Origin of the sequence: Paraburkholderia sp. PREW-6R (genome assembly GCF_039621805.1) — a bacterium.
GTDB lineage: Bacteria > Pseudomonadota > Gammaproteobacteria > Burkholderiales > Burkholderiaceae > Paraburkholderia.
This window is the reverse complement of the sequence record NZ_CP155073.1, coordinates 2,251,131-2,267,709: the sequence shown is the minus strand read 5'-3', so window position 1 is coordinate 2,267,709 and position 16,579 is coordinate 2,251,131. Positions and strand designations below refer to the sequence as shown.

At 63.1% G+C, this 16,579-nt stretch carries 16 protein-coding genes; 10 read left to right on the top strand and 6 right to left on the bottom strand.

Annotated features, from left to right (window positions below; all coding sequences use genetic code 11):
- Positions 1-16: 16 nt before the first annotated feature.
- The gene (gene wrbA, locus AAGS40_RS09775) at positions 17-619 is read right to left on the bottom strand and encodes an NAD(P)H:quinone oxidoreductase (RefSeq protein WP_345811070.1); all 603 of its coding nucleotides are present in this window, start codon (positions 617-619) and stop codon (positions 17-19) included.
- Positions 620-738: 119 nt separating this feature from the next.
- Here wrbA and AAGS40_RS09770 point away from each other — a divergent pair, with 119 nt between their 5' ends.
- Entirely contained in the window at positions 739-2,052 is a 1,314-nt protein-coding gene (locus AAGS40_RS09770) for a YihY family inner membrane protein (protein ID WP_345811069.1), read from the top strand.
- Between the two features lie 52 nt (positions 2,053-2,104).
- Here the strand turns inward: AAGS40_RS09770 and AAGS40_RS09765 are convergent, their stop codons facing one another.
- The 3 genes from AAGS40_RS09765 to AAGS40_RS09755 all read right to left on the bottom strand — a co-directional run bounded on the left by AAGS40_RS09765 (position 2,105) and on the right by AAGS40_RS09755 (position 4,948).
- Positions 2,105-2,425, bottom strand: a complete 321-nt coding sequence (locus AAGS40_RS09765; protein WP_345811068.1) for an Mpo1-like protein — start codon at positions 2,423-2,425, stop codon at positions 2,105-2,107.
- Positions 2,426-2,657: 232 nt separating this feature from the next.
- Positions 2,658-3,491 carry an alpha/beta hydrolase gene (locus tag AAGS40_RS09760; protein WP_345811067.1) on the bottom strand — a complete coding sequence of 278 codons (834 nt, stop codon included), beginning with the start codon at positions 3,489-3,491 and terminating at the stop codon, positions 2,658-2,660.
- On the bottom strand, positions 3,488-4,948 hold the full coding sequence (locus AAGS40_RS09755) for an O-acetylhomoserine aminocarboxypropyltransferase (protein ID WP_345811066.1): 1,461 nt from the start codon (positions 4,946-4,948) through the stop codon (positions 3,488-3,490). Before AAGS40_RS09755 ends, AAGS40_RS09760 begins: the two co-directional genes overlap by 4 nt.
- Here AAGS40_RS09755 and AAGS40_RS09750 point away from each other — a divergent pair.
- The 5 genes from AAGS40_RS09750 to AAGS40_RS09730 all read left to right on the top strand — a co-directional run bounded on the left by AAGS40_RS09750 (position 4,938) and on the right by AAGS40_RS09730 (position 10,880).
- Positions 4,938-5,096: a hypothetical protein gene (locus tag AAGS40_RS09750; protein ID WP_345811065.1), complete on the top strand. Its 159-nt coding sequence runs from the start codon at positions 4,938-4,940 to the stop codon at positions 5,094-5,096. The genes AAGS40_RS09755 and AAGS40_RS09750 overlap by 11 nt on opposite strands.
- Before the next feature lie 91 nt (positions 5,097-5,187).
- The gene (locus AAGS40_RS09745; protein WP_345811064.1) at positions 5,188-5,652 is read left to right on the top strand and encodes a CBS domain-containing protein; all 465 of its coding nucleotides are present in this window, start codon (positions 5,188-5,190) and stop codon (positions 5,650-5,652) included.
- Positions 5,653-5,939: 287 nt separating this feature from the next.
- A complete protein-coding gene (locus tag AAGS40_RS09740) occupies positions 5,940-7,877 on the top strand; it encodes an MFS transporter (protein WP_345811063.1) in 1,938 nt (645 codons plus the stop codon).
- Between the two features lie 51 nt (positions 7,878-7,928).
- Positions 7,929-9,029, top strand: coding sequence for a chorismate synthase (gene aroC / locus AAGS40_RS09735; RefSeq protein WP_345811062.1), 1,101 nt, complete (start codon positions 7,929-7,931; stop codon positions 9,027-9,029).
- A 267-nt stretch (positions 9,030-9,296) separates the two neighbouring features.
- A complete protein-coding gene (locus AAGS40_RS09730) occupies positions 9,297-10,880 on the top strand; it encodes a tetratricopeptide repeat protein (protein ID WP_345811061.1) in 1,584 nt (527 codons plus the stop codon).
- Positions 10,881-10,957: 77 nt separating this feature from the next.
- Here AAGS40_RS09730 and AAGS40_RS09725 read toward each other — a convergent pair whose 3' ends face one another.
- Positions 10,958-12,631, bottom strand: a complete 1,674-nt coding sequence (locus tag AAGS40_RS09725; RefSeq protein WP_345811060.1) for an electron transfer flavoprotein-ubiquinone oxidoreductase — start codon at positions 12,629-12,631, stop codon at positions 10,958-10,960.
- A gap of 187 nt (positions 12,632-12,818) precedes the next feature.
- Here AAGS40_RS09725 and AAGS40_RS09720 point away from each other — a divergent pair, with 187 nt between their 5' ends.
- Together AAGS40_RS09720 and AAGS40_RS09715 are read left to right on the top strand one after the other, a co-directional pair.
- Positions 12,819-13,595 (top strand): SDR family oxidoreductase, encoded by a 777-nt coding sequence (locus AAGS40_RS09720; protein ID WP_345811059.1) that lies wholly within the window; start codon positions 12,819-12,821, stop codon positions 13,593-13,595.
- 194 nt (positions 13,596-13,789) lie between these two features.
- The gene (locus AAGS40_RS09715; protein WP_345811058.1) at positions 13,790-14,221 is read left to right on the top strand and encodes a thioesterase family protein; all 432 of its coding nucleotides are present in this window, start codon (positions 13,790-13,792) and stop codon (positions 14,219-14,221) included.
- Between the two features lie 15 nt (positions 14,222-14,236).
- Here the strand turns inward: AAGS40_RS09715 and AAGS40_RS09710 are convergent, their stop codons facing one another.
- Positions 14,237-14,782, bottom strand: coding sequence for a LuxR C-terminal-related transcriptional regulator (locus AAGS40_RS09710; RefSeq protein WP_345811057.1), 546 nt, complete (start codon positions 14,780-14,782; stop codon positions 14,237-14,239).
- A gap of 277 nt (positions 14,783-15,059) precedes the next feature.
- Between AAGS40_RS09710 and AAGS40_RS09705 the strand changes: the two genes are divergently transcribed.
- Positions 15,060-15,764 (top strand): CoA transferase subunit A, encoded by a 705-nt coding sequence (locus AAGS40_RS09705; RefSeq protein ID WP_345811056.1) that lies wholly within the window; start codon positions 15,060-15,062, stop codon positions 15,762-15,764.
- Between the two features lie 2 nt (positions 15,765-15,766).
- Complete coding sequence (locus tag AAGS40_RS09700; protein WP_345811055.1) at positions 15,767-16,408, top strand: CoA transferase subunit B; 642 nt, start codon at positions 15,767-15,769, stop codon at positions 16,406-16,408.
- Positions 16,409-16,579: the final 171 nt, after the last annotated feature.

Genomic DNA, 16,579 nt, shown 5'->3' with positions numbered 1-16,579 from the left:
GCTGCATGGCGCCGGTTCACGGCCGCTCGCTCAACGAGGCCGCCGTGCGCGCGACGCGTGCGCCGAGCGCAAGCGCGAGCGTTCTTTCGTCGGCGGAGATGCCTTGCCCGGCGCTGTCCGCACGCGCGAAATGGGACGCGCCGTAAGGCGTACCGCCGGTTTGCGTGGTGGACAGCACGCTCTCGGTGTACGGAATGCCGACGATCAGCATGCCATGATGCAGGAGCGGCAGCATCATGGACAGCAGCGTGGATTCCTGGCCGCCGTGCAGACTGCCGGTGGACGTGAACACGCAGGCCGGCTTGCCGGACAGCGCACCGGAAAGCCACTGCGGCGTGGTGCCGTCGAGAAAATATTTGAGCGATGCGGCCATGTTGCCAAAGCGCGTGGGCGAACCGAGCGCGAGGCCCGCGCATTCTTCCAGATCGCGCAGTTCGACGTAGGGCGGACCTTCGGCGGGAATGTCCGGCTGAACCGCTTCGCAGACGGTGGACACCGGCGGCACGGTGCGCACGCGCGCCTGCATGCCGGGCACGCTGTCGACGCCGTGCGCGATCGCGAGCGCAAGCTCGCGCGTGGCGCCGTGACGGCTGTAGTAGAGCACGAGAATGTCTTTCATAGGCCTCATCGGTGAACGGGTATTATAGGGGCTGGGTCCGTTCGACAGGCCGCTGCCAGCCATTCGGCCAGGTCTCGTTCAGGTCCTGAATGACCGCATTACAGAGTAAGGAGGTGGGTTTGTTGTCCAGAGTGCGCTTCGACCTCGACACGCTCAAACGCCTTGCGCAATTTGCCGCGCAGCGCAGCAGCGAAGACCGCATTGCGCAGGTCGCCGGCAGCCTGACCTTCACCACCATGCTTTCGCTCGTGCCGCTCGCCACGGTGGCGTTCGCGCTGTTCACCGCGTTCCCGATTTTCGCTTCGTTCCAGACGTCGTTGCAGATTTTTCTCGCCGACCATCTGATGCCCCCGCAGCTCAACAGTCAGATCTTCAACTACCTGAACCAGTTCGCATCGAAAGCGAAGGGTCTCACCACGATCGGCATGATCTTTCTGTTCGTCACCGCGGTGATGACCATGATGACAGTCGAATCCGCGTTTAATGTGATCTGGCGCGTGCGTAAGGCGCGGCCCATCGCGCAGCGCATTCTGGTCTACTGGGCAATCATCACGCTCGGTCCCATTCTGATTGGCGTCAGCCTGTCGATCTCTTCGTATCTGTTCACGCAGTCCATGACGTTCACGGCGGCCCAGCGCATGACGCCGCTGATCGAGTGGGCGCTCGCGGGCGCTGCATTGCCGTTGACGGCCGTCGCTTTCACGATTCTCTATGTGTACCTGCCGAACTGCCGCGTGGAGTGGCGCGACGCGGTGATTGGCGGCGTGGCCGCAGCGGTCGCGTTCGAACTCGCGAAGCGCGGCTTCGGCTATTACGTGCGCCGCATTCCCACCTACACGGCGGTGTATGGCGCGTTCGCGGCCGTGCCGCTCTTCCTGCTGTGGATGTACCTGTGCTGGTTCATCACGCTGGCGGGCGCCATGATCGCCTCCGCGTTACCGGCAATCCGCATCGGCCAGTTTCACCGGCCCATTTTCGAGGGCAGCAATCTGTTCGACTCGCTGGAACTGCTCGCGCGGCTCGCGGAAGCACGCGACGCGGGCAAGCCGGGCTACACGGTGCAGGATCTTTCGCGCATGCTTCGACGCGATATGGGCACCACCGTTCATCTTCTGGATAAGCTCGAGGAGATCGAATGGATTGCGCGGCTGCAGGAAGAGGGCAGGCGCCCGCAATTCCTGCTGCTGGCCAACCCTGCGCAGATTACGGTTCAGCACCTGTTCGACCTGTTCGTGATCGATCGCGCGGAGCTGACTTATCAGCTTGAACTGGACTCCACTCGCGTAGACGGGGCGACGCTGCTCGCGGCGCTCGAAAACGACAGGCTGAAGGTGACGCTTGCCATGCTGCTCGCGGCGCGCGCTGCTTCGCGTGCCGCGAGTGCCGAGCAGAGCGAAAGCGGCGCTTCGTCGATGCCGCATCAGACGGCTTAAGAAAGGCTCCGACCGCGCTCGGCACGGCGTTCTCGGTACTACTGCACTGCGTCTATAAAGAAATCTTGCCGACGCAGACGTCCTTGAACATGACCCAGTCGCCCATCAGGCTATACAACGGATGCCGGAAAGTGGCCGGCCGGTTTTTCTCGAAGAAGAAGTGGCCAACCCAGGCAAAGCCATAGCCGCAGACCACGGCCGCCGGCAGCCATAGCCAGTCGCCCGTGGCGAGTGCCATGGCGAGGCAGCCAATAACCCCGAGCGATCCTGCAAAGTGCAGCCGCCGCGAGACCGTGTTGCGATGCTCGCTCAGGTAGTACGGGTAGAACTCCGCGAAGTTCGCGAAATGATCGGTGTGCGCGGTTTGAGCCATCAGGGCCTCCGGATTGCGACGCTTGTTGATTGCATGCCCGCGCTGACCCCATGCCCGAATGACACGATTGCGCGCGCCGCTCAGGCCGCCTGCCGGACGATTGAGCCAGACAGCACAGGCTTGCCCGATCCATTGTGCGGCTATCGGAGGAGGCGCGCAACCTGGCCATCTGGCCGATGGCGAGCCCGGTCCATCGCGGGTATCGTGGCCGCTCGTTATCCTGGATCGCGGCTCAAGAACCAATGCGAGGCGGTGTGACGGCGAAGCTGTAGAGCGCATCGAGCGTGGCATCGGGTTGTTCGGTCATCAGCGCGTGACCGGCTTCGAGCGTGACGGTGTCAACAGGTACGCCGGCGTCGGCCAATGCGCCCGCCACCGCACGGGCGGCGCGCGGCGGCGTCATTGCGTCACGGCGGCCGACAATCAGGCGCGTTGCACAACGCACCTGAGCCGCGCGCGCGAGGCCATCCGTATAGGCGTTGCAGGCGGTGAAATCGGTGTGGAACAGGTTCGGCTCGCCGTTCGCGGAGACACGCTCCATGAGTCGCTGGTTCATGCCGTGCAGCCAGAACCCCGGCCCTGGGCAGGACGGCTTCGCGGCAAACGTCGAGTGCGACCACTGGTTCACCATACCGATCGCGTCGGCTTCGCGATTGCGCGCCGCGTCGAGCAGTGTGTCGGAGACGGCCATGGGTGCAGCGGTCGCGAGAAGCGCCAGGTGGGTCGCGCGTTCCGGGTAGCGGCCGGCGAAGTCGAGCGCGATCAGCGAGCCCATGCTGTGGCCTGCTACGAACGCCCGCGCTACACCGGCGGCGTCCAGCAATGCGGCGAGCCAGTCGGCCATCGCCGCAACCGTGGTCAGCGCGGGTCCGCTGCTGCGGTTGTGTCCGGGCAGGTCGACGGCCAGCACGCCGAAACCGTGGTTGGCAAAGTAGCGGGTTTGCAGCGCCCACACGCTGTGGTCGTGCTCGGCGCCGTGAATGAAGACGGCGGTGGGCATAACGGGGTCGAACGTTTTGCCGCCGCAATACGCATAGGCGGCCTGGCCTTGAACGGTCAGGATCATGCGGACTCCGGGCGTGAAGGGAAGGCTGGCGCGGGAGAGGCCGGCGCGCTTGAGGCTGGCGCAGCAGAGGCTGGCGCAGCTGAGGCTTGGGCCGTTGGGACGTGGGTCGCTGAGGATGGTACAGGCGAGGCTTGCGCGGGCGACGCAGACGGCCCCGCCGAACCCGACCCAGCCGACTTCTGCGCCGCCTTCAGCGCGCGCTTGAGGTCGTCGATCAGATCGTCTGGATCTTCGAGGCCGATCGACAGGCGGATCGTGCCCTCGGCAATGCCAGCTGCGGCGAGTGCAGCCGCGTCCATGCGAAAGTGTGTGGTGGAGGCAGGATGGATCACGAGCGAGCGCGCGTCGCCGACATTCGCAAGATGTGAAAACAGCGACAAGGCCTCGATAAAGCTTCGCCCGGCGGCGCGATCGCCGCGCAGGTTGAAGCTGAAAACGGCGCCGGCACCGCGCGGCAGCAGGCGCTTTGCGAGCGCATGGTCCGGGTGCGTACTCAGTTCCGGATACGCGACCGACTCGACGGCCGCGTGCGCGGCGAGGAACTCGACCACCCGCCGGGTATTGGCGACGTGCCGCTCCATCCGCAGCGGCAGTGTTTCGATCCCCTGCAGCAACTGCCACGCGGCTTGCGGATGCAGACAGGCGCCGAAATCCCGCAAGCCCTCGCGGCGCGCGCGCAACAGGAAAGGCGCAACGGTGCTTTCCTCGGCGAACACCATGCCGTGGAAACCGTCGTAAGGCTCGGTGAACTCGGGGAAACGGCCGGAGCGCTCGAAGTCGAATGTGCCGCCGTCGACGAGCACGCCGCCGATGGTCGTGCCGTGGCCGCCGAGGAATTTGGTCGCCGAGTGATAGATGAAGTCCGCGCCGTGCTCGAACGGTTTGAGCAGATACGGCGTGGTAAAGGTCGAGTCGACCAGCAGCGGCACGCGATGTTCGTGCGCGATCTGCGCGACGGCTTCGATATCGAGCACGTCGAGGCCCGGATTGCCAAGCGTCTCACCGAACAGCAGCCGCGTGTTTGGACGCAGCGCGGCGCGCCATGCGTCCAGGTCGCCGGGTTTCACGAATGTCGTTTCGATGCCGAAGCGTCGCAGTGTGTAATGCAGCAGATTGTGCGAGCCGCCGTACAGCGCGCCGGACGCGACGATATGCGAACCCGCGCCCATCAGCGTGACGATCGCCAGATGCAGCGCGGCCTGGCCGCTCGCCGTGCCGACCGCGCCCGCACCGTTTTCGAGCGCGGCGACGCGTTCTTCGAACACGGCCACCGTCGGGTTCGAGATGCGCGAATAAACATGGCCGGCGCGCTCCATGTTGAACAGCGCTGCGGCGTGGTCCGAATCGCGGAACGAAAACGAGGTAGTCTGGTAGATCGGCGTGGCGCGCGCGCCGGTGGTGGGATCGGGAGCGGCGCCGGCATGCAGCGCAAGCGTATCGAAACGGTTGGCGGACATCCTGGGTGGCGAGATCACGGACGATCTCGCGAAAGATGAAGGTGGCGGCCATCCTATCATCGGCATGCAGCGCTTCAAGCGCGGTTTTCCCGATGCATGCGCCGCCAGAGTTGTGGAGCAAAGCTTGCAAATGGCCGCCAGGCCTTGATGGGCGGGGCGCTTTCCTTTTACGGGCCTTTCCGCTAGGATCGAAAATCATCGATGCATTACAGCTTAGCGGGCATTACGGGAGACAGATCATGCGAGTCAGCGACATTCTTAAAGTCAAGGGCAACACCCTCTTCACGGTTACGCCAGATACCACGCTCCACGAAGCCGTCAATGCCATGGCCGAGCACGACATCGGCTCGCTGGTCGTGATGGAGTACGGCGATCTCGTCGGCATGCTGACCTTCCGCGAAATCATCCTGACGCTCAGCGAAAATGGCGGCAGTGTCGGCACGTCGACGATCCGCAAGGTCATGGACGACCACCCGCTCACCTGCACGCCGGAAACGGACGTCAACGAAGTGCGCCGCATGATGCTCGAACATCACGTGCGCTATCTGCCGGTCATGGAAAGCCGCGCGCTGATGGGCGTCATTTCTTTCTACGACGTCGCAAAGGCGGTGGTGGAGGAGCAGGGTTTCGAAAACCGCATGCTCAAGGCTTATATCCGCGACTGGCCGGAAGAGCAGCAGGAACAGCAGCAGCCCGCGCGTTGATCCGGTTGCGGCTCGCGTGTTGGACAATGTCGCGTGTCCAGTCAGCGCGGCCCTTTCGTGTAATGTCAAATCCGGGTGGTGCGCCGCTGACGGGACGCAGCGGTCGCCCGGATTCCTTGCAGAACGCCTGCAGCGCTAAGTGAGCGGCGCGAACCCACGGTCGAGGCGCGTGTCAGCGTGCGCTCCTTCACTCACCTGCATGACGGCGTAACGCCGTTGTCAGGTCACTGCGCTCCGCCATTCACGCCGCTTTGTCGCGCGGTTTCACTCCGCTTTCGCAGACCTTCATGAGCGACCGTCCGTTACCTGCCGCCCGTCGTGCCACCCGTTCCACAGATACGCACGAGTCGCAGTTCAGGCTGCTCGGGCAGCGCCGCTTCGCGCCATTCTTCTGGACGCAATTTCTTGGCGCGATGAACGACAACGTGTTCAAGATCGGCTTCACGTCGCTTGTCACGTATCAGGCGGCGCGCTTTTCCGGTGTCGATCCGAAAACGGCCGCCTTCCTGATCTCGGCAATTTTCATTCTGCCGTTCGTGCTCTTCTCCGCTACCTCCGGCCAGATCGCGGACAAGTATGACAAGGCGATGCTCACGCGGCTCGTGAAGACGTTCGAGATCGTGGTCATGCTGATCGGCGGCGCGGGCTTCTGGCTCCATAGCGCGCCGCTGCTGTACCTGTGCACGTTTCTGATGGGTGTCCACTCAACCGTCTTCGGCCCGGTGAAGTACTCGTACCTGCCGCAGCATCTGTCGAAGTCGGAACTGGTCGGCGGCAACGGCATGGTCGAAATGGGCACGTTCGTGGCCATTCTGGTCGGCACGATCATCGGCGGCGTGGGCGCGGGTTTTGTCGAGCAGGGCGCGGTGGTGCTGGCCTGCGCGTGCGTCGTGATCGCGCTGGCGGGGCGCTTCGTGGCGCGCTTCGTCCCGCCCACGCCCGCGCCGCAGGCCGATCTGCATATCAACTGGAATCCGTTTAGCGAGACGTGGCGCAACCTCAAGCTGGCGCGCGACAATCGCACGGTGTTTCTGAGCCTGCTCGGCATTTCATGGCTATGGTTCGTGGGCGCGACGTTCCTGTCGTCTTTCTTCAGCTTCGCAAAGAACGTGCTTTCCGCTAACCCGGACGTAGTAACCGTTCTGCTCGGCACGTTCTCGGTCGGTATAGGTCTTGGTTCGCTGATGTGCGAAAAGCTGTCCAAGCGGCGCATCGAGATTGGTCTGGTGCCGCTTGGGTCGATCGGCATGAGCGTGTTCGGCATCGATCTCTTTTTTGCGAGCCACGCGCTGCCTCCAGCCGGACATCTGCTGGACGTCGGCGAATTTCTCGCGCGTCCCGCGCATTGGCGCGTGCTCGCCGATCTGTTCCTGCTCGCGATGTTCGGCGGTTTCTACAGCGTGCCGCTCTATGCGCTGATCCAGAGCCGCAGCCAGCCGAGCCACCGCGCGCGCATCATCGCCGCGAACAATATCCTGAACTCATTGTTCATGATCGTTTCAGCGCTGATGGCCGTGGCGCTGACTTCGGCCGGCTTCAGCATTCCAGCCATTTTCCTCGTCACGGCGCTGCTCAACATCGTCGTGGCAAGCTACATCTATTCGCTCGTGCCCGAGTTCCTGCTGCGCTTTATCGCGTGGGTGCTGGTGCACACGTTCTACCGGATTCGCCTCGTGCACGCCGAGCGCATACCGGAAGAGGGCGCGGCCGTGCTGGTCTGCAACCACGTGAGTTTTGTCGATGCGATCGTGATCATGGCCGAAAGCCCAAGGCCCATCCGTTTCGTGATGGATCATCAGATCTTCAACGCGCCCGTTGCGGGTTGGGTATTCCGTCACGCGAAGGCGATCCCGATCGCGCCGGCCCATCAGGACGCGCAATTGCTCGCCCGTGCGTATGAGCGCTGCGCCCAGGCGCTGGCTGATGGCGACCTGGTCTGCATCTTCCCCGAAGGTAAGCTGACCAAGACCGGTGAAATGAACCCGTTTCGCCATGGCGTGAGCGAAATCGTTCGCCGTACGCCGGCGCCGGTCATTCCAATGGCGCTGCGCGGGTTGTGGGGCAGCGTGTTTTCGCGTGGCAGCGACGCGCGCTGGCCACGTCCGATCAGCAAGGGCGTGATGAGCCGGTTGACGCTCGCGGTGGGCGAGCCGCTCGACCCGGCGCAGGCGTCGCCTGAAAAGCTGCAGCAGATTGTGGCGGAACTGCGCGGGGCGCGGAAGTGACGCAGCGGCTGGCATAATAGCGCTTTCCCCGCATTCCTTTGGACGACGCCCATGTCCGGCAACACCCTCGGTACGCTCTTCACTGTCACGACCTTCGGCGAATCACACGGCCCCGCCATCGGCTGCGTGATCGACGGTTGCCCGCCGGGCATGGCGCTTGTCGAAGCGGACATCCAGCTGGAACTCGACCGGCGCAAGCCTGGCACGTCGCGCCACGTCACGCAGCGCCAGGAAGAGGACAAGGTCGAGATACTGTCCGGCGTGTTCGAAGGGCAGACTACCGGTGCGCCGATCGCGCTGCTGATTCGCAATACCGATCAGCGCAGCAAGGACTACGGCAATATCGCCGACACGTTCCGCCCCGGCCACGCCGATTACACCTACTGGCAAAAATACGGCATTCGCGACTATCGCGGCGGCGGCCGTTCATCGGCGCGCCTGACTGCGCCCACGGTGGCGGCAGGCGCGGTCGCGAAGAAATGGCTGCGCGAGAAGTTCGGCACCGAGATTCGTGGCTACATGGCGGCGCTCGGCGAGATCAACGTGCCTTTCGTCGATTGGGCGCACGTGCGCGAAAACCCGTTCTTCGTGCCGAACGCCGAGATCGTGCCGCAACTCGAAACCTATATGGACGCGCTGCGCAAAGACGGCGATTCGATCGGCGCGCGCATCAACGTGGTGGCCTCGGGCGTGCCGGTGGGTCTCGGTGAGCCGCTCTTCGACCGCCTGGACGCGGACATTGCGCATGCAATGATGGGCATCAACGCGGTAAAGGGCGTGGAAATCGGCGCGGGCTTTGCGAGCGTCGCGCAACGCGGCTCTGTGCACGGCGATGAACTGACGCCGGAAGGCTTCGTCGGCAATCACGCCGGCGGCGTGCTTGGCGGTATTTCGACCGGGCAGGACATTACCGTGTCGATCGCGATCAAACCAACGTCGAGCATTCGCACGCCGCGTCGTTCCATCGACAAGGCGGGGCAGGAGGTCGTCGTCGAAACGTTCGGGCGGCACGATCCGTGTGTCGGCATTCGCGCCACGCCGATCGCTGAATCCATGCTTGCGCTCGTGCTCATCGATCATGCGCTGCGGCATCGCGCGCAATGCGGCGATGTGGCAGTCAGCACGCCGAAGATCGCGGCTAGCGCGCCTTAAAGACGTTTCGCCAGCGCGTCCGCGACTTTTCGGACTCGTCTGATGAGCGTCATCGAAGACAATCAGGCATGAGTGTGGATGGCGTCGGTTCGGCGCCATTTCCATTTCCAGTTCCCCGTCAACGTAGTGCTTGCGCTGATCGGGCCGCCTGCATTAGCGAGTGCGCTCGCCGCTTCCAGGGCGGCGTTTGCGCTTGCTCGTGCGTTCTGCGCGTATGTCTGTCTTCGCGCGTGCTCGCGCCTTCGCGACGCGCACTGGAGCGTCTGAATGAACGGTCCCAACTCCAACTCCAACCCCGATCCCGATCCCGATCCCGATCCCGATCCTGATCCCGATCCCGATCCCGATCCTGATCCCGATCCTGATCCCGATCCCAATCCCGATCCCGGACCCGCCCGCAACGAACTCGCGGCCCTGCTTGACCGCGCAAACTCATCCGACGCAACCGCCGCGGAGTGTCTCGCTGCCGGTCGACGGCTTCTCGATCAGGCTGGGCGTGACAAAGCGCTGCAACGCGACGCGCTTGCCGTGCTGGTGCGCGCGTGGCGGCTCAACCGTTCGTGCGACGCCACGCTGCTGTCCGTCATCGCTCAAACGGCTTTTACGCTGCGCGACTGGGCACTCGTCAACACCGCCACCGGACGGCTGTTGTCGAACAATCCTGCCGATGCCAACGCGCTCGTCTGGCGCGCGGCCGCGGTGCAACATCGCAACGATTTCGTGACCGCTCAGCGTTTGTTGCGCGAAGCGCTTCGCGTCGTCCCGGATCATCCGGTCGTGCTGCACAAGCTTGCGCTATGCGTGAAGGAACAGGCCCATTTTGACGAGGCCGAGGCGCTGCTGCGCCGGGTGCTGGCGGCGTCGCCAGACAATGCTCACGCCCTGTTCGACCTTTCCGAGCTGGAAATCCGCTCGGGTCGCTATGCGCAAGGCTGGATGCATTACGAAGCCCGCGTCGCTTTTGCCGGCGACCTGAACAATGCGCAGCAGGCGCTCGCCGCGATCAGTCCGTATTGGCAGGGCGAATCGCTCGCGGGCAAGACGCTGGTCGTCTATGGTGAGCAGGGCAATGGCGACTGCCTGTGGGCAGTGCGGTTCTTGCCGCTGCTGGCAGAGCGCGCGCGGCGCGAAGGCGGTCGCGTGATTTTTGGCCACGACGGACCGCTGCGGCATTTATTCGAGCGATCGTTGCCGCACGATCTTGCGCTCGAAACGAGTCTTGAAACGCGTCCCGATTTTCATTGCGGGCTGATGAGCCTTCCGCTGCGACTCGGGATTGTCGACGCGACCGGCTGGGGCCGCGCTTATCTGAGCGCCGAGCCCGCACTGGTAGAGACGTGGCGCGAACGAATCGACATGCATGCGCGTAACGAAATCCGTGCGCGAGGCAAGAAGATCGGGCTCGTCTGGAATGGCAACCCGGACCATATCCGCGACGTGCGGCGCTCGGTTCCTGTCGAGCAACTGGAGGCGCTGCTGGATGTGCCGGGCGTGAGTTTTTTCGCGCTGTCGCCGGGACGGGGTGAAACGGTCGCGCAGTGGCGCGCGCGAGGGTTCAACGTAATCGATCTGACCGCTCACTTCCAGTCAGGATTCGACGATGTCGCCGCGTTGCTCGCAAATCTCGATCTGGTCGTTACCATCGACAGCGGCCCTGCGCATCTGGCCGGCGCGCTTGGCGTGCGGACGTGTCTGATGATTGATCACGTGTCGGCGTGGTTCTGGGGCGATGAATCGCCGGCCACGGCCTGGTACGATTCGATCGAGCTGATTCGCCAACCGCGCATCGCCGACTGGGCGCCGGTTATCGCGAAAGTGAGGGAGACAATCGTGATGCTGGCAGGCCGCTAGGAAGCGCCGCCGCGTGCCGCGAACGGCGTGCGCGGCACGCTCGTCGAGGGACCGCGCACGTAACACGACGCATCGCGTCACATATTCGGATAGTTCGGGCCGCCGCCACCTTCTGGCGTTACCCATACGATGTTCTGCGTCGGGTCCTTGATATCGCACGTCTTGCAGTGCACGCAATTCTGCGCGTTGATCACGAGGCGTTCGCTGCCGTCGTCGTTCTTCACGAACTCGTACACCTGCGCCGGGCAGTAACGCGATTCCGGACCCGCATACGTCTGCCAGTTCACGTTCACCGGCACCGACGGATCTTTCAGCGTCAAATGAGCCGGCTGATTTTCCTCGTGATTCGTGTTCGAAATGAACACCGAGGACAAGCGGTCGAACGTGAGCTTGCCATCCGGCTTCGGATACACGATCGGCTTGCACTGCGAAGCCGGTTTGAGCATCTCGTGATCCCAGTGCTGGTGGTGCAGCGTCCACGGCACGTTGCCGCCCAGCAGCTTCTGCTCGATGCCGACCATCAGCGTGCCGAGGTACAGGCCCTTGCTCATCCACTGCTTGAAATTGCGCGCCCGATACAGCTCGGTGTGCAGCCACGAGGTCTTGAACGACTCCGGATACGCGGTGAGTTCGTCGCTCGTGCGACCTGCCTGCACGGCTTCGAACGCCGCGTCTGCGGCCAGCATGCCGGTCTTGATCGCCGCGTGCGAGCCCTTGATCCGCGATGCGTTCAGGAATCCCGCGTCGTCGCCCACCAGCGCACCGCCCGGAAACACCAGCTTCGGCAGCGACATCAACCCGCCTGCGGTGATCGCGCGCGCGCCATATGACACGCGCTTGCCGCCTTCGAGCACCGCTCGGATTGCCGGGTGCGTCTTGTAGCGCTGGAATTCTTCGAACGGCGACAGGTACGGATTCGAATAGCCGAGGCCCACGACGAAGCCCACCACCACCTGGTTGTTGTCCATGTGATAGAGAAACGAGCCGCCGTACGTGTCGTTTTCGAGCGGCCAGCCGGCTGTGTGCATGACCAGACCCGGCTTGTGTTTTGCCGGATCGATTTCCCACAATTCCTTGATGCCGATTCCATACACCTGCGGATCGACGCCTTCGCGCAGCCTGAATTTATCGTTCAGTTGACGACCCAGATGCCCGCGCGCGCCTTCGCAGAAGAGTGTGTATTTCGCGTGCAGCTCCATGCCGAGCTGGAAGTTTTCGGTCGGCTGACCGTCCTTGCCGATGCCGAGATTGCCGGTCGCGACGCCTTTGACCGAACCATCGTCGTTGTACAGAATTTCAGCGGCGGGGAAGCCCGGGAAGATTTCCACGCCCAGCGCTTCGGCCTGCTGACCCAGCCAGCGCGTGACGTTCGCGAGGCTCACCACGTAGTTGCCGTGGTTTTTGAAGTTATCCGGCAGCGCCCAGGTGGGCACGCTCTTCGAACCGGTTTCGGTGAGGAACAGGAATCTGTCTTCGGTCACGTCCACCGTGAGCGGCGCGCCTTTTTCCTTCCAGTCCGGAATCAGTTCTGTGATCGCGCGCGGGTCCATCACCGCGCCCGACAGGATATGCGCCCCGACCTCCGAGCCCTTTTCCAGTACGCACACACCGATCTCGACGCCCTTTTCAGCCGCCAGCTGCTTCAGGCGGATCGCCGCGGACAGGCCAGCCGGGCCTCCGCCGACGATCACGACGTCGTATTCCATCGACTCGCGTGGTCCGTATTGCTCAATGAGGCTTGCGGGGGTCATTGATGCTCCTCTTACCGTTAGAATGCTTTTTCGGGTTCGTATTGTGGGCGATGCATTCCCGCACTGCAACCAGGTCAACAGACTTTAGCACGATCGTTCTATTTATATGATACGGTGTCGATCGGCACCGACGGTCTTACCGTATCTATCAACCGCATCAGTCAATACAACCGAACAAGGAACGACAATGGGCCGTTCGATCAATCTGGAAGGCAAGGTCGCGCTGATTACCGGCGCTTCTAGCGGGTTGGGAAAGCGCTTTGCACAGGTATTGTCGCAGGCGGGCGCGAAGGTCGTGCTGGCGAGCCGCCGCACCGAGCGCCTGAAGGAGTTGCGCGCCGAGATCGAGGCGTCCGGCGGCGCGGCGCACGTGGTTTCGCTCGACGTGACCGATTATCAGAGCATCAAGTCGGCCGTCGCGCATGCCGAGACAGAGGCGGGCACGATCGACATTCTCGTGAACAACTCGGGCGTATCGACCACGCAAAAGCTCTCCGAAGTCACGCCGGCCGACTTCGAATATGTCTTCGACACTAACACGCGCGGCGCTTTCTTCGTCGCGCAGGAAGTGGCCAAGCGCATGATCATGCGCGGCAACGGTGCGCATAAACCGTCGTACCGGATCATCAATATTGCGTCCATGGCGGGTTTGCGCGTGTTGCCGCAAATCGGCCTGTACTCGATGAGCAAGGCGGCGGTCGTTCATATGACGAAGGCCATGGCGCTCGAGTGGGGCAAGCATGGCATCAACGTGAATGCGATCTGCCCGGGCTATATCGACACCGAGATCAACCATCATCACTGGTCTACCGAGCAGGGGCAAAAACTCGTGTCGCTGCTGCCGCGTCATCGCGTGGGCAAGCCGGAAGATCTGGACGGCCTGCTGTTGCTGCTGGCAGCGGACGAGTCGCAGTTCATCAACGGTTCGGTGATTGCGGCAGACGACGGTTTCGGGCTTGCGTGAGCACACGGCGCCTGCGCGCCGGACGCGTCGCCGGGCGTGGGCGTTTTCCGTACGCTGCTAATTTGTGCATCCGCGAAGAAACAGTATTACGCGCGCAGGCCTTTCTGCGAGAGAAAGGTCCGCGCTAATCTTGCAGTTCAATTTTGCCGGGCCTCGTGCCGGCGTCAACCGGGTTTTTTCGTTAAAGAAGTACGATGAGCGATTTCCACGCAGTGTTTGAGATGTCGATGCCGATCCGTTGGGGCGACATGGACGCATTCGGCCATGTGAACAACACGGTCTATTTCCGTTATATGGAGCAGGTGCGCATTTCCTGGTTCGAACAGCTCGGGCTGAGCGGCGGCGACGCTAACGGGCAGGGGCCGGTGATCGTGAATGCGTCGATGGAATTTCTCAAGCAGCTGCATTATCCCGGCGACGTGATCGGCCGGATGACGGTCGCCACGCCGGGCCGCAGCAGTTTCGACACCGGTTTCGAGCTCGTGCGCGCCGATGATCCGCACACCGTCTATGCACGAGGCGCGGCGCGCTGCGTATGGATCGATTACGCGGCGGGCAAGTCGGTGCCCGTGCCGGATGTGCTGCGCGACACGATCGAACGCGCCGCGCTCGTCAAGGCTGCCTGACGGCAAAAGCCTTTCTTAATGCCCGAGCAGACGCTGTAACAGCTCAGTGGCATTGCCCGTCTCGTATTTGCGCATGAGCCGCGCGCGGTAGACGTCGACCGTGCGCGGACTGATGTCCAGCGCGCGCCCAATCTGCTTGCTGGTTTTCCCAGTCACGAGTTGCGCGGCGATTTCCCGCTCGCGCGGTGTCAATTCGACCGCCACGCGGCGCGTCGCGCTCAGGTCCTCGAAAGTCCATACCCCCGCCGCGTGCGGGTCGGCGCGCTGCTGTGCGCGGCCGGTCACGTGGCACCAGAACAGTTCGCCGTTGGCGCGCTTCATGATGCGGTCGTCCGCGTAACTGCCCTGAGCGGTCATGATCGGCGGAATACGGGCGCCGATCCGCTCGAACTCATCCTCAGACGGATACAGCACCTGGAACGACTGCCCGAGCAGCGCCTCGCGACGGCAGCCGAAAATTGCCGCCAGCTCGTCATTGCAATCTTCGATAAAGCGCTCGCGCGACAGCACGAGTCCGATCGGCGCAAGATGAAAAGCGGTTTGGTAATCCAGTGCGGGCATGGGGTGGCGGCAAGTACTTATGTATTTTTGCGTATTGTGCCGTATGGCGCCCGCAGCGTACCCTTTCGGGCACATGAGAACGCGGCGTTCGTCGACGGCGGCTCCTGGCGCGGACCCGCGCTATCCAGTGCAACTGAACGCACGGCCGCCTGTCGATGACTAGAATGGCGTGTCGGGCTATGCCCGCAAACGTCATGACAGCCGCAATATTCCGGCAGCCCTGTTCTGGGCAGCCGGCGCCCCGGTTTCGGGTTTCCATCAAGGAAGGGACATACTGATGAACAAAGTCTATCCAGGCGCCGCCGAAGCGCTGAAAGACATCGTCAAGGACGGGCAGACCTTCGCCGTCGGCGGCTTCGGATTGTGCGGCATTCCGGAGGCGCTGATCGCGGCGCTGCGCGATTCGAAGGTGCAGGGCATCACCTGTATCAGCAACAATGCGGGCGTCGACGGGTTCGGCCTCGGCCTCCTGCTCGAGACGCGTCAGGTCAGGAAGATGATTTCGTCGTATGTGGGCGAGAACAAGGAGTTCGAGCGCCAGTATCTGGCCGGCGAACTCGAACTGGAATTCACGCCGCAAGGCACGCTCGCCGAAAAGCTGCGCGCGGGCGGCTCGGGCATTCCGGCATTCTTCACCAACACGGGTTACGGCACGCTGATCGCAGAAGGCAAGGAAACGCGCCAGTTCGGCGACAACCATTACGTGCTCGAACATTCGCTGACGGCAGACGTCGCGCTCGTCAAGGCATGGAAGGCCGACAAGTCAGGCAACCTGATCTACCGCCGCACCGCGCGCAACTTCAATCCCATGTGCGCGATGGCGGGCAAGATCACTGTCGCGGAAGTCGAGGAAATCGTGGAAGTAGGCGAACTCGATCCGGACGCGATCCACACGCCGGGCATTTTCGTGCAGCGCATCGTGCTCAATGCCAATCCGGAAAAACGCATCGAACAACGCATCGTCCGCGCGAAAGGAGACTGATCATGGCATGGACTCGTGACGAAATGGCCGCGCGCGCGGCCAGGGAACTGCAGGACGGCTTTTACGTGAACCTCGGTATCGGCTTGCCGACGCTGGTCGCGAACCATGTGCCGCCGGGCGTCGAAGTGTGGCTGCAGTCGGAAAACGGCCTGCTCGGCATCGGCCCGTCGCCGACCGAAGAGGAAGTGGATGCCGACCTGATCAACGCCGGGAAGCAGACCGTGACCACGTTGCCGGGCTCGTCGATTTTCTCGTCGGCGGACTCGTTTGCGATGATTCGTGGCGGCCACATCAACCTGGCGATCCTCGGTGCGATGCAGATCAGCAAGAAGGGCGATCTGGCGAACTGGATGATTCCGGGCAAGATGATCAAGGGCATGGGCGGCGCGATGGACCTCGTGGCAGGCGTCAAGCGCGTGGTCGTGCTGATGGAGCACGTCGCCAAGGGCGACCAGCACAAGATTCTCGAAGAATGCACGCTGCCGCTGACGGGCGTGGCGGTGGTCGATCAGATCATCACCGATCTCGGCGTGATCGAGGTCACGGAAGACGGGCTCAAGCTGACCGAGCTCGCACCGGGCGTGACAGTGGAAGAAATCAAGGCGAAGACCGGCGCGCCGCTCGACGTGAGCGCGGTGAGTTGATTCGATGGTGTAACGCCGAGTCAGTCTCAGGTCGGGTATTGCGCGTCTGGTGCTCCGTGTAGCGTCCGCCGCGCAGCACGCGGCTTGAGGCGGGAGCGCGGCAGTGCGCGGCTGGGTGGTCAGGTACGGGTAGCACGAACGGGCGAGGCGTAAGTCTCGCCCGTTTTTCAT

What these genes read in the sequence shown, in the direction of transcription:
- aroC (WP_345811062.1), top strand. Translation starts at nt 7,929, where the DNA reads ATGTCCGGCAACACCCTCGGTACGCTCTTCACTGTCACGACCTTCGGC.
- AAGS40_RS09700 (WP_345811055.1), top strand. Translation starts at nt 15,767, where the DNA reads ATGGCATGGACTCGTGACGAAATGGCCGCGCGCGCGGCCAGGGAACTG.
- AAGS40_RS09740 (WP_345811063.1), top strand. Translation starts at nt 5,940, where the DNA reads ATGAGCGACCGTCCGTTACCTGCCGCCCGTCGTGCCACCCGTTCCACA.
- AAGS40_RS09710 (WP_345811057.1), bottom strand. Translation starts at nt 14,782, where the DNA reads ATGCCCGCACTGGATTACCAAACCGCTTTTCATCTTGCGCCGATCGGA.
- AAGS40_RS09725 (WP_345811060.1), bottom strand. Translation starts at nt 12,631, where the DNA reads ATGACCCCCGCAAGCCTCATTGAGCAATACGGACCACGCGAGTCGATG.
- AAGS40_RS09765 (WP_345811068.1), bottom strand. Translation starts at nt 2,425, where the DNA reads ATGGCTCAAACCGCGCACACCGATCATTTCGCGAACTTCGCGGAGTTC.
- wrbA (WP_345811070.1), bottom strand. Translation starts at nt 619, where the DNA reads ATGAAAGACATTCTCGTGCTCTACTACAGCCGTCACGGCGCCACGCGC.
- AAGS40_RS09730 (WP_345811061.1), top strand. Translation starts at nt 9,297, where the DNA reads ATGAACGGTCCCAACTCCAACTCCAACCCCGATCCCGATCCCGATCCC.
- AAGS40_RS09720 (WP_345811059.1), top strand. Translation starts at nt 12,819, where the DNA reads ATGGGCCGTTCGATCAATCTGGAAGGCAAGGTCGCGCTGATTACCGGC.
- AAGS40_RS09705 (WP_345811056.1), top strand. Translation starts at nt 15,060, where the DNA reads ATGAACAAAGTCTATCCAGGCGCCGCCGAAGCGCTGAAAGACATCGTC.
- AAGS40_RS09760 (WP_345811067.1), bottom strand. Translation starts at nt 3,491, where the DNA reads ATGATCCTGACCGTTCAAGGCCAGGCCGCCTATGCGTATTGCGGCGGC.
- AAGS40_RS09755 (WP_345811066.1), bottom strand. Translation starts at nt 4,948, where the DNA reads ATGTCCGCCAACCGTTTCGATACGCTTGCGCTGCATGCCGGCGCCGCT.
- AAGS40_RS09715 (WP_345811058.1), top strand. Translation starts at nt 13,790, where the DNA reads ATGAGCGATTTCCACGCAGTGTTTGAGATGTCGATGCCGATCCGTTGG.
- AAGS40_RS09745 (WP_345811064.1), top strand. Translation starts at nt 5,188, where the DNA reads ATGCGAGTCAGCGACATTCTTAAAGTCAAGGGCAACACCCTCTTCACG.